The sequence below is a fragment of the Lacticaseibacillus sp. YLM2-1 genome (assembly GCF_056583465.1).
In genome coordinates this window covers 1,407,006-1,418,709 of the sequence record NZ_CM152617.1, presented here as the reverse complement: position 1 = coordinate 1,418,709, position 11,704 = coordinate 1,407,006, and the positions used below count along the sequence as shown (strand labels likewise).

Sequence of the window (11,704 nt, the reverse complement as noted above, 5' to 3'; positions counted from 1 at the left end):
TAGGTTCAAGATGACTACTTGTTATCATCCTGATCATCATTGCCCTTAGCAGCATCTTTCAAGGCATCGCCTAAGATGTCGCCAAGTGAGAAGCCTGAATCATCTTGCTGATATTCAGCAGGAATCGACGTGGATTGATGACGATCATTGCCACGACGAGGACGTGAAGAACGACGACGATCGCCACGGTCGCTATTGTCACGACTGCTGTTGCCGCCTTCATGAGATTCTTCTTCAGAGCCTGCTGGACGTTCCTGCAAAGCCTTGATGGACAAAGCAAGACGATGTGCATCGGGGTCAACGGAAAGAACCTTGACCTGCACTTCTTGGCCTTCCTTAAGGACATCCGCTGGGGTTGCTACGTGTTCGTGAGAGATCTGGGAAATATGAACCAAACCTTCAACACCAGGGAAGACTTCAACGAAGGCACCAAATGTGGTCAAACGTTTAACTGTACCAGTCAAAACAGAGCCGGCCGGTGCCTTTTCTTCAATGTCGTCCCAAGGTTGTGGCAACGTTGCTTTGATGGACAAGGAAATGCGGTTGCGATCAGGATCAACGTTCAGAACCTTAACCTTGATTTCTTGACCAACCTTCAGAACATCGCTTGGCTTGTCAACATGATCAAACGAAATCTCTGAAACGTGAACCAAACCATCAACGCCGCCAAGATCAACAAAGGCGCCAAAGTTGGTCAAACGAGCAACTTTACCTTCAACGGTGTCGCCAGGTTGAATCTTCGCAAAGATTTCCTTGCGTGCTTCAGCCTTGCTGGCTTCAACAATCGCACGATGTGAAAGAATCAGACGATTTTCACTTGGTTCGATTTCAATGATCTTGAATTCAAGTTCCTTACCCTTGTATTGGCTAAGATCTTCAACAAAATGATCTTCAACCATGGATGCAGGAACGAAGCCACGAACACCGGCATTAACAACCAATCCGCCTTTAACGACGCTGGTAACCGGAGCGGTGATGGTTTCACCTGCTTCATACTTAGCTTGGATTTCTTTCCAAACCTTTTGCGCTTCCAAACGGCGCTTGGACAGCAGGAACTGCCCATTTTCTTTATCTTTGCCAACCGTTGAAAGCACAACTAAATCAAGCTTGTCGCCGACTTTTGCAACATCGTGAATGTCATCGATTGGCTGAGTTGATAACTCCTTGATCGGGACCACGCCTTCGACGCCTGTTCCTTCGATCCCAACGATCAATTGTTTATCTTCAACGGCAAGAACGTCTGCCTTGACGGTATCACCAATCTTTACTGTGGTGACACTCTTAAGGGCGTCCGCCATTGTTTCGGTGTTCTCATTAACGTTATTATCACTCATGCCAAAAAATCCTCCTATGCAGCTGTATACTGGATCTATTGTACTTGAAAACGAACCAAATTACCACCTATTATTTTAAGCCCTTGACTATTTCGTCTTTACTTGGCCTATCAGGGATAAAATTCGTTCCACCACTTCATCGATGGTCATTGATGTCGTATCAATTCTAATCGCGTCAGAAGCCTGACGTAGCGGGGAAACGGCCCGATGAGAGTCCTTGCGATCGCGTTCGGCAATCTCCTGTTCGAGGGTAGCTAGTGGTGTCTCAATGCCCTTTTGAATATTTTCTTTGTAGCGTCTTTTTGCCCGTTCAGCAACTGATGCCACCATATAAATCTTCACTTCGGCGTTAGGTAAAACGGTGGTGCCAATGTCGCGACCATCCATGACAATATTGCTGGATGCTGCGATATCCCGCTGGCGTTTCACTAGTTCAGTGCGTACCTTAGGCAACGCTGACACTTGCGAAACATTGTTGGTCACGTCTGGTTCGCGAATGGCTAAGGTCACATCTTCATCATTCATTAAGACGCGCTGTTCAGGATCACCCGGTTCAAACCGAATCGTCATGTTGGCGAGATGCTGCATGATAGCCGCCTCATCGCCAAAGCCCAGCTGGTCTTTAATGGCCATGTAGGTCACGGTGCGATACATCGCGCCAGTGTCACAATAGATAAACCCTAATTCCTTGGCGACTCGTTTCGCAATGGTACTTTTCCCGGCACTGGCCGGGCCGTCGATCGCAATTTGCATACTTTCCTCCACAACACACGACCCTGCTCATGCCTATACGCATGCAGAACAGGGTCGTGTCATGATTATTTCACTTTCAAAACCGTGCCCGGTGCAATGCTCGAACCCGCACTCATACCGTTCATCTGGAGCAACTCATCTAAGGTCATTCCATGATTGACAGCAATTCGATAAAGGTTATCGCCTGCTTGAACGGTATATGAACTGCCAGCCGTGCTGGCACTTGCTTGCTCGCTAGGCTGCGCTGATGCACTGGTCTGTTCTTCTTGTTGGGAAGTAACGCTTGGTGTTTGACTAGGCTGAGTCGACGCTGCCTGTGACGAGGCCACTGAAGTCTTCGACGCTTTGGAAGCCTTCGATGATTTCTTTGATTTTGAAACTTTACTACTCTTTTTAGTACTTTGGATCACAACGCGATCATTAGAAAGGTTAGCGCCATTGCGGCTTTGATCACCAGAAATTTTGACATAAATAATTGGTGCCAAAACCACAAGAATTAACAAGATCGCTAAAATCCAGGTCAATTTTGAACTTCCTTGCCTTTTTTTCTTGGTGGCAACGCGGCTCAAATTACCTTGATCATCACGATCATCGTCAAACAGCGTTTCCCAAGGTTTACTTGGATCCTCACCATTGGTGCGCTTGTGATCCTCATTGTCATGTTGGTGTTCATCTTTTTCCGCCATCACGATCCCCCTCACTACTGCGCTTATTGTATCATATTGACCAGCGTCAGGGCGTCGGTTATCTAAAGATTTGGTGAAATACTGCCTGCCAAGAAGCTAATTTTGGTTGTTCTTGTGGCACTTCAGGCTGTAGTTGGCGCAATATCGTAGTGGTGATCTCGCCACAGCACAAAGCCGTATGCGGTTCAATTGGCGAATCAAAATGTTGCAGCAGAACAGCACGACGGCATTCTGATTCATTAACAAAAGCCGCCATCGCTGCGAAACTAGCCTGTTTCTCAGTTAGTCTGTGCTGTAATTGCTGCTGCGTAGCCTCTACCGAAAAGCCAGCGTCTACATACGCTTCGATCAGGTTGATCTGCGGATCGTCAAAAGTGCGATACGCCTCAGGATGCGCATAGATGAGCCGAATCAATGCCGCATCTGGCAACATCCCCGCCAAAATAGCGCCGTGCTGAACATCGTGATCGGTCACCAAAAGCGCCGCTAGACTCTGCTTGCCATCACGGCCGGCTCGTCCGATTGCCTGATAATAAGCTTCAAGCGATTCCGGCACATAGGTATGCACGACGAACCGTACATTTGCCTTATCGATCCCCATGCCAAACGCACTCGTCGCACAGATAATCTGCAACTGATCCGATTGAAACTGTCGCTGGATTAGATCGCGTTGGTGCCGATCCAACCCAGCATGATAAAAGGCCGCAGCATGGCCGGCTTTTTGCAATCGTATCGCTAACGTCTCACACGCGGCTCGGGTAGCACTATAAATGATCGTTGGCCCCACCACCTCGTGCAATAACTGATCCAGTCTTAAAGCCTTTTCCTTCTCTGTTAAGCCGGTCTCAACGCCAAGGAAAATATTTGGTCGATCGACTGACCCAGCCAAAATTGCTGGCGATTGCATGCTTAGATGTTGGACAATGTCACGGCGAACGGGCTCCGGTGCGGTTGCGGTTAAGGCAAGAATCGCATCTGCTTGCAATTGTTGGCGAACTTGTCCCAGCTGCAAATAAGCAGGTCGAAAATCTGGCCCCCACTGTGAGATACAATGCGCTTCATCTACCACAAATAAGCCTAGGGCCAGTCGTTTGAGCGCCATGAGCACATCAGCGCGTTGTAAAATTTCTGGTGAGACAAAAATATAGTGGTAACTTGCCAATCGTTTGAGAATTTGGGTAAAAGCAACCGGTGGCATTTGCGCTGACAAGGCAATGACCCGTTTTTCTCCAGCTGCTTGCAAACGACCAACTTGATCATTCATCAAGGCAATGAGCGGTTCAACAATTAAACTTGGCTTGTTACTGATCAAAGTCGGCAATTGATAACAGAGTGATTTCCCGCTGCCAGTAGGTAAAATTCCCAGCGTGTCATGTCCATCCAACACCGATTGGATCAAAGCCTTTTGTCCAGGTCGGAATTCTTGAAAGCCAAAATGTTGTTGAAGTTGTGCTTCAAGTTGTGACACGCGGCCACCTCCCTTGAAAACTTAGAATCTGGAATAATCGAATCTGGAAAAAAGTACTTCCAGGAATGGCTGCCAACAATGCCTGATGATCGTAGATTTGCGTCACCCGATCAAGTGCACGGTGAATTTTAAGCGGCACCAAATGCTCAATCGGCAACGTTTCACCCATAATTGCCGCGAGCAACAGATGTTCAGTAATCGTGCTTTGCTTACGGTGGCTGCGATGAGCAATTGTTGGCAACGCCATGCCAGCGCGTGCTTGCGCCAAGGTCTGCTGCGCCGGTCGCGAAACGAAATCGCGGGGTCCGCCCCACAACGCCGTCCACATACTCCTAGTATTAGCGAGTTGCTGAACCAGTGCCGCTAGCGCATCAAGTCGTTCAAAGTGAGCCTGCAATGTTGCTGGCATCAGTTGTCCGGCGTAGTCATGGCCAATCATGTTAGCCGCTAACGTGTCAGCTAATTCAGTCGGCAGTCTTTGAAAAAGGCTGCTTAATGTTATAACGGCAGCTCGATAATCGACCTGCTGATACCACTGCTTCACAACTTGCTGTGTCGCCCAATTAACACTTATTGGTTGATAAGCACGGTTCGCATAACTCGCCTCAGAAAGCACTTGCACGCCTAAGAAGAACCGCGGTGCGAACACCGGTAAGTTCATCCACGGTTGATAATGTGTCGGTAACGGTAACTGGGTAACTGCTGCTTGCTTGAGATGCTGCCCTTTTTCCGTTAAAATCAAGCCGGTTTCAGTTTCACGCAGCATTCTTTGCACTTTCAACGTCGTGATGGCCGCTGAAAAAGCTTCTTTTGACAGACTTGGATAAAGATGCAACCATTGCAGTTGTTGGTGAATCAAGGCGGCGTAAAGGATTGAAATGGTCTGCTTACCAGTTAAGAGTCCAAAAACAGCCCGCTCACGCCGCGGCTGCTCACTGAAAAATTGAATCACAAAATCGGTCAGCAAAGCTTGTCACCTCATTTCTCAACATTGCTGTTTAAGTGTTATGTATCGTATAAAGGAGTTTGAATATGGCTTTATATGGCAGAGTAGAACGTCCAGAGTGTATTGCTTGCGGCTTGTGTCAGATGTTGGCACCTGCCCTTTTTGATTACGATCAAGCTGGCATTGCTTATTATAAACCAGATCGCAACACCGGCACTGAGCCTTTAAATGATCAGGCCACGATCGACTTTCGATTGGCCTACCAACGCTGCCCGACCCACGCTATCAAACGTAGCGATCACCCGTTCAACGCGCGCCCGTTTTCTGAGACGGGGAAAGCTTAACTGCTATAGTTTCAGATTACGCGAACCAATAGCACGTGATCCGAAGATTGACGTGATTCGTCGCAAGACAATCGATTTTACGCTAAAGAAAAACATCCGTCGCTTAACAAAGCTGACGGATGTTTTTTAGTTGATTGATTAAATCATTAATGACTAGGTTGAATCTCACGCCGAGCTAACCACGGTGCCAAGGCCTTGGCGATCGCGAAGAATGCAACCGAGACCACAATTCCTTTAATTAAGTTGAATGGTACCACGCCGATTAAAACGTAACGCGTCAGCGACATACCAAGGTTAAAATTGAAGACCGCCATGTACATCGGTGTGATCACCAGCCAATTGAGCACACTCATGACAAGTGTCAGGCTTGCGGTACCTAGTACCAGACCTTCAATTTGCCGCAACAAGCTGTGCTTGCCACGAATCGTGTAAACAACTGGAAGCAGGAACCCAACGCTCGCAATGAAAGCTGCCAGATCACCAATTAAATTGACGACCCCGCCGCCTGTTAAAGCAAAATGCACAAGACTCCGGATAAATGCAACGCCGATCCCGCCAGCCGGGCCATATAATAACCCACCAAGCAAAACAACCAGATCTGATAGATCAAGCTTCAGGAACGGGAAAGCAGGAATGATCGGAAATGAAAACATCATCAAAACATACCCGATCGCCGCTAACAACGCGATACCAAGCAAACGGTGAACCTTGGAACTACTTGCCATAAAGCATTACCTCCGTGAGGCCGTCTTCCGGAACTTAAAAAGACCTATTCCTCCTTCAGGGGGAATAGGTCTTGATTGAATGTAGATTCAAAAAAGCCCCATCTTCTTCCATCTAGACTATCACTATCGGTACCGGAGTCACACCGGTTCCACCGCATAAGCGGGTCGCGGACTATACCGCCGGTCGGGAATTGCACCCTGCCCTGAAGACGAACCAAGATTATTTAATTAACAGCTTTACTTTAGCAAAGGCACCGGAAAAGTTCAAGCGTTTGCACTGAAAACGTTAACAATTTCACCAACTACTTACTTTCCGATTCACCCGCTAGTTTTCGCAAGGCTTGCAGTTCTTGCGGCTTGATTGGCCGATGTTCACCTGGCTGTAACCCCACCAAAGTTAAGTTGCCATACGCTTCCCGAGATAGTTTTAGAACTGGGAAGCCGACTGCTTTAAACATCTTTTTAACCTGATGATTCATGCCTTGATGAATGGTCAAAGATACGATCGCCGTTTTTTTAGCCTTATCAGTCGAGATAATGTCTACTTTAGCAGGCGCAGTCATCTTGCCATCAACCTCGACACCTGTTTTGAGCGGAGCCAAGGCAGGTCGATTCGGTACACCTTGAACCTTGGCTACATATTTTTTCTCAAGCGCGTAACGTGGATGCATCAAATGGTTGGCTAAATCGCCATCGTTTGTCATCACAAGTAAGCCGCTTGTATCGTAATCTAATCGGCCAACTGGATAAAGACGCTCAGCAATATCCTTAAAGTAATCGGTGACGACATCACGTCCCTTATTATCTTGAACAGCACTAATCACGCCGCGCGGTTTATAAAAGAGAAAGTAGCGCTTAGCCTCTTTGCCAATCGGCACGCCATCCACTTCGACTTCATCATGCGGACCAATCTTGATGCCCATTTCCGTTTCAATTTGGCCATTAACTTTGACATGGCCAGTTGCAATCAACGTTTCCGCATGTCGACGCGAAGCAATACCGGCATTTGCGATAATTTTTTGAAGCCGTTCAGTTTTGGTTGTCATGTTGTTGATTTTGCTCCATTTTCTTTTCGTCTATAGTAGCTTCTTCTTGATCATCATCGTGCCGAAATGCCGTAAACAAATCAACCTCACCTGTATCGGCAGGCGCATCAGCTAGCGGTGGTAAATCAGCAAGGCGGTTCAACCCAAAATAGTCAAGGAAAAACTGAGTTGTCGCATATAAAATTGGTCGACCAGGGGCTTCTTTTCGGCCTGCCTCTTTGATGAGTTGTCGCGCAGCCAAGGTAGTTAATGCGCCTGAGCTTTGAACACCGCGAATTTCGTCAATTTCAATCCGGGTAATCGGTTGCTGGTACGCGATAATCGCGAGCACTTCCAACGCAGCCTGCGATAATCCCGCAGCTGGCGGCCCGGCAAAATATTTCTTAATTGCAGGGGCGTACGCTGGTTTGGTCAGTAAATAATACCGGTCCGCAAACTGCTGCAATTGCAGGCCACGCTGATCATCAGCAGCCAGCCGTTGTCGATACGCGTCTAATTGCTGTCGCATCGCGCTTTCGCTGATTTCTAAAATGCCGGCCAGCTCGCCCAGCGTCACGCCGCTTTCGCCAGCTGTGTAAAGGATTGCTTCTAGTGCTGGCTCCATTAAGCAGCCTCCTTCAAGGTCACTGTGATTGGATCAAATGGCGCCTCTTGTTCACAAATAACCTGATCATTTTTCATCAATTCAAGCAAAGCCAGAAAAGTCGTCACAACCTGCTCAACCGACTGAACCGACAGTAAATCAGCAAAGAGACATTGCCCGCCTTTTTGCAATGTCTGTAGCACTTCGCCGATTCGTTTTTCAACGGATACAGGTTCGGTTTCAATGTGGGCAATGGTTTGGCGAGTGGCTTGTTGTGCCTTCATCACACGCGCCATGGCCGCTTGTAAATCAACTAATTTCACTGAACCTGGCGCAAGTGGCACAGCCATTTTGGCGTCTGGCAATGTGGTTGGCTTGGCATAGGCTTGTGCGCGTTTAGCCTCGCGTGCTTTCAAATCCTTTGCTGCTTCTTGGTAGACTTGATAGGTCAATAATTGTGCCACTAAATCTGCTCGTGGATCTGGCGCCTCATCAGGAGCCATCGTTTCGGGTTCAGGTTGGGGCAACAAAAGGCGACTTTTCAAGACCATCAAATTAGCGGCCATGACAAAATAATCGCCGGCCACGTCCAGCGCCAGATCCTGCATTTGATGCAGGTAATCTAGGTATTGAGCGGTGATCTCAGCGATCGGAATGTCGTAAATGTCAACTTCATTCGTCCGAATCAAGTGCCAAAGCAAGTCTAACGGTCCGGAGAAGTCATTCAGCACGAGTGTCAGTGCCATGGTCATCCTCTTTTCGAAACTTGTTAAAGGCGGCGATTAGCGGTGCATGTTCAAGGGCACCCATCAATTTCTTGTTTGGGAAAAGTTCAGTCAGTTCAGTCAACGCGGCAAATGCCGTTGCTTGGTCACGAAAATTAGGTGAAAAGCTTAAATGCCGCACCAAAACAAAGTCAGCACTTAGTTCAATGCCAACGACACCAACAAAATCATTCTTATGTTTGTATAGATACAACGCATGGGAATCATCTTCGGTGTACATCTTGAGTTCTGTCTTTAAATGCCCGACATCTTTCAGATCCGGAATAAAAGACAACAATCCCATCGCGATCTTCTCATAGTCGTTTTTGTATTTAACCAGCATGTTTGCCTCCAAGAGATACTCTCGTAACACTCTATCATAGAAACGCGGCAGTAGCAAAGGGCAGAGCATGAACGTATGTGTCAAGTTTTTCTCGGTTCTACGCTAATCAAGTTTAATTCTATTGTCCGATTTGGCTCCGCCAACGCTCTGCCTTCTATCTTAGTATTCGAGCTAGACTGCCCATGGCAATGCTGATGACCACAATCTCTTAGTCATCAAATATATTCTTAGAAAGGACCACCCTGTCAAAATAGCTACCCGCGCGGATGCGTTTTATGATAGACCGCAACCAGATGTTGATTGCTTAAATGGGTGTAAATCTGGGTCGTGCTGATGTCGCTGTGGCCGAGTAGTTCTTGAACCACGCGCAGGTCAGCACCGTTTTCGAGTAACCTTGTCGCAAAGCTGTGACGAAGAGTGTGCGGTGTGACATCTTTTTCAATGCCGATACTTGCAATATATGCTTTGAGGTTCTTCCAGATCCCTTGGCGAGTCATTGGCCCACCGTGAAAATTGACAAAAACGTTTTTAGGTTGTACTCGTTTGAGTAATTTGGGTCTGGCCTCTTGCAGATAGCGATCCACCCATTGTGTGGCTTGCGGACTAATGGGAACCAGTCGTTCTTTGTCCCCTTTACCAGTCACTTGAAGTAGATTCATTGCCAAATGCAATTGATCAAGACGTAAATCAACAACTTCTGAAACCCGTAACCCAGTGGCATACATCAACTCAAAAATAGCGCGATCACGTAATCCCAATGGCTTGTCGGTATCTGGTTTGGCCATCAAAGCATCGACTTCTTGACTCGACAACGTTGCTGGTAAATGTTGGGCACGTTTTGGGGTGTCAATCTTGGTCATTGGATCAGCTGAAATTGCCCCTTCACGCAGTAAAAACCGATAAAACTTGCGTAAAGCAGAAATCATGCGGCTAACTGAAGCAGGCGCCTTGGTGGCATTCTGCTCCTTTAAAAAGGACTGGATGGTACCGAACTCCTCAGGAAATGTCCTTCTTTTTCGGGCCGCTAGCCAAGCCGAAAAAGTGATCAAATCCTGCTGATAGCTAGTTTGGGTGGCTTTTGCCAATCCGCGTTCAACATTTAGATAATGAATAAAATCCGCGATCAACCCATGCATGATGTTACTCCCGAGACGCCTTGGCTGCGGCCGTCAAAATCGTATACCCAGCTTCCTCTTTCACTAAGCCAGCCTTCAACAAATGGCCCAGTGCGCGCTTAAAGGCGCCTTTACTGATGCCAAAGGTTTGCTTAATCGCTTCAGGATCGCTCTTATCCGTATAAGCAATTTTTCCTGAAGGATCATGCTGCAAAACTGCCAAGATCATGCCAGCATCATCACCGATGGCCTGATAGGCACGTGGTTTTAGCGACAAATTCAGCTCGCCATTGGCACTAACCCCGATCACGCGAGCATGCAAAATTTGCCCAAGTCGCGGTTCAGCATCGCGCTCACTTGGATGGATAAAACCCAAATAAAAATCATCGGTCAAGACACGCGTTCCAGCCATCTTCAACCGATAAGCCGTGGCAGTAACATCAGCATTCATCTGCTCAGGCTTCGCGCGATTTGCAACCGCGTGGATGATACTTTCATCAGCCAGATTGCCCCACATCCGGTCTTTTTTGTCGACTGTTAAGGCAACCATCAATTGATCGCCTTTTTGCGGCCATAAACGGCTGATTTCAGGTAACTGGTCTTCACTAACCACAATATCTTTGTCTGGTAAGCCGATGTTCACAAATACCCCAAGATCCTTACGCACTTCGACTACTTTCGCAAAAGCGTAATGGTCGCGGCCAACTGTCGGAACTTTTGTGGTTAACCGAGCCTGCCCTTGCTTATTTTCATAGGCAAAACCCTCAACATCACTGCCAACTTCTGGAAGTTCAGCCAACTCACTGCGATCAATGGCCAAAGTGACGCCATCATGCTGAGCAAAGACTTCCGTGTCATTGTGATCCGTCACTTGTGCGGTGACAATACTGCCATTAAAATTCATTTATTTTTCTCCTTAAACCAGCGCCATAGTTGCCGGTCATTAATGTCCAGGAACAAGATTAAAAACGGTCAAGATAACATAGGTGAGGCCACTGGCGATCACCGGTCCAGCCGCAATGCCCTTTAAGAACACGACGCCAATAATTGTGCCAAAAACCAATGCTACAGTCATTTCCGGGCTCATTGCCAGCAGACCGACACCCTTTGCCGACAAAACAGCGACTAAAACGCCGCACCCGATCGCAATCCAGCCAGCCGGACTTTTAATGACATTAAGAAGCTCTTTAAAGCCGATCTCACCCGTTGCAATTGGCACCATGATAGCGGCTGAAATCACAGTCACGCCCCAATTGATCCCTTGCGTCTGAAGCAATTTCAAAAAGTTTTGAGTTTGCGGGATCAGCTTGAGAACCATCACAGCACTAACCCCAATTATCAGGCTTTTATTTTTGCCGACAATTGCAATTGCTAAAATACCTAGTAAAAAAAGCCAACTCTCCACAAGTGTTCCCTCCATCATGATGCTGACCAAACTGCCAGCGTTATCGCTTACGAGATTGCATACTGTTTCTTATTATAAGCCACTCGCACGCACCTGACGACCTCTGCTCATACATTTATCAGTAAGTTGCTCAAAACAGGTAACGCTACTGTTTTTTTGGAAGAAAAAAACTCCCAAGTTTCCTTGAGAGTT

General features: G+C 47.4%; 14 protein-coding genes and 1 riboswitch. Of the genes, 1 reads left to right on the top strand and 13 read right to left on the bottom strand.

Translation table 11 applies throughout. The features are described from left to right. Nucleotides 1-14 precede the first annotated feature (14 nt). From rpsA to AC07KQ_RS06885, 5 genes are all read right to left on the bottom strand, one after another. Entirely contained in the window at nt 15-1,334 is a 1,320-nt protein-coding gene (rpsA, locus tag AC07KQ_RS06905; RefSeq protein ID WP_003565358.1) for a 30S ribosomal protein S1, read from the bottom strand. 87 nt (nt 1,335-1,421) lie between these two features. Continuing rightward, complete coding sequence (gene cmk, locus AC07KQ_RS06900) at nt 1,422-2,087, bottom strand: (d)CMP kinase (RefSeq protein ID WP_003565355.1); 666 nt, start codon at nt 2,085-2,087, stop codon at nt 1,422-1,424. A gap of 65 nt (nt 2,088-2,152) precedes the next feature. Continuing rightward, entirely contained in the window at nt 2,153-2,773 is a 621-nt protein-coding gene (locus tag AC07KQ_RS06895; RefSeq protein ID WP_013245711.1) for an SAG1386/EF1546 family surface-associated protein, read from the bottom strand. A gap of 58 nt (nt 2,774-2,831) precedes the next feature. After that, the gene (locus AC07KQ_RS06890; RefSeq protein WP_003565351.1) at nt 2,832-4,241 is read right to left on the bottom strand and encodes a RecQ family ATP-dependent DNA helicase; all 1,410 of its coding nucleotides are present in this window, start codon (nt 4,239-4,241) and stop codon (nt 2,832-2,834) included. After that, a complete protein-coding gene (locus AC07KQ_RS06885) occupies nt 4,228-5,208 on the bottom strand; it encodes a helix-turn-helix domain-containing protein (RefSeq protein WP_003565349.1) in 981 nt (326 codons plus the stop codon). The genes AC07KQ_RS06890 and AC07KQ_RS06885 overlap by 14 nt, the downstream gene beginning before the upstream one ends. A 65-nt stretch (nt 5,209-5,273) precedes the next feature. Between AC07KQ_RS06885 and AC07KQ_RS06880 the strand changes: the two genes are divergently transcribed. Then, entirely contained in the window at nt 5,274-5,531 is a 258-nt protein-coding gene (locus tag AC07KQ_RS06880) for a ferredoxin (RefSeq protein WP_003565348.1), read from the top strand. Between the two features lie 146 nt (nt 5,532-5,677). Here the strand turns inward: AC07KQ_RS06880 and AC07KQ_RS06875 are convergent, their stop codons facing one another. The 8 genes from AC07KQ_RS06875 to AC07KQ_RS06840 form a co-directional block, all read right to left on the bottom strand. After that, nucleotides 5,678-6,256, bottom strand: a complete 579-nt coding sequence (locus AC07KQ_RS06875) for an ECF transporter S component (RefSeq protein WP_274990937.1) — start codon at nt 6,254-6,256, stop codon at nt 5,678-5,680. Between the two features lie 96 nt (nt 6,257-6,352). Next, a riboswitch (FMN riboswitch) is annotated at nt 6,353-6,471 on the bottom strand. Nucleotides 6,472-6,558: 87 nt separating this feature from the next. Further along, nucleotides 6,559-7,302 (bottom strand): pseudouridine synthase, encoded by a 744-nt coding sequence (locus AC07KQ_RS06870; protein WP_003565344.1) that lies wholly within the window; start codon nt 7,300-7,302, stop codon nt 6,559-6,561. After that, nucleotides 7,286-7,906: an SMC-Scp complex subunit ScpB gene (gene scpB / locus AC07KQ_RS06865; protein ID WP_003565342.1), complete on the bottom strand. Its 621-nt coding sequence runs from the start codon at nt 7,904-7,906 to the stop codon at nt 7,286-7,288. Before scpB ends, AC07KQ_RS06870 begins: the two co-directional genes overlap by 17 nt. Next, the gene (locus tag AC07KQ_RS06860; protein ID WP_003565341.1) at nt 7,906-8,631 is read right to left on the bottom strand and encodes a segregation and condensation protein A; all 726 of its coding nucleotides are present in this window, start codon (nt 8,629-8,631) and stop codon (nt 7,906-7,908) included. Before AC07KQ_RS06860 ends, scpB begins: the two co-directional genes overlap by 1 nt. Continuing rightward, nucleotides 8,606-8,992 (bottom strand): hypothetical protein, encoded by a 387-nt coding sequence (locus AC07KQ_RS06855; RefSeq protein WP_003565339.1) that lies wholly within the window; start codon nt 8,990-8,992, stop codon nt 8,606-8,608. The genes AC07KQ_RS06860 and AC07KQ_RS06855 overlap by 26 nt, the downstream gene beginning before the upstream one ends. Nucleotides 8,993-9,246: 254 nt before the next feature. Then, nucleotides 9,247-10,128, bottom strand: a complete 882-nt coding sequence (xerD, locus tag AC07KQ_RS06850) for a site-specific tyrosine recombinase XerD (protein WP_003565337.1) — start codon at nt 10,126-10,128, stop codon at nt 9,247-9,249. Between the two features lie 4 nt (nt 10,129-10,132). After that, nucleotides 10,133-11,011, bottom strand: coding sequence for a CvfB family protein (locus AC07KQ_RS06845; RefSeq protein ID WP_003565335.1), 879 nt, complete (start codon nt 11,009-11,011; stop codon nt 10,133-10,135). Between the two features lie 39 nt (nt 11,012-11,050). Beyond that, nucleotides 11,051-11,512 (bottom strand): DUF441 domain-containing protein, encoded by a 462-nt coding sequence (locus tag AC07KQ_RS06840; RefSeq protein ID WP_003565333.1) that lies wholly within the window; start codon nt 11,510-11,512, stop codon nt 11,051-11,053. Nucleotides 11,513-11,704: the final 192 nt, after the last annotated feature.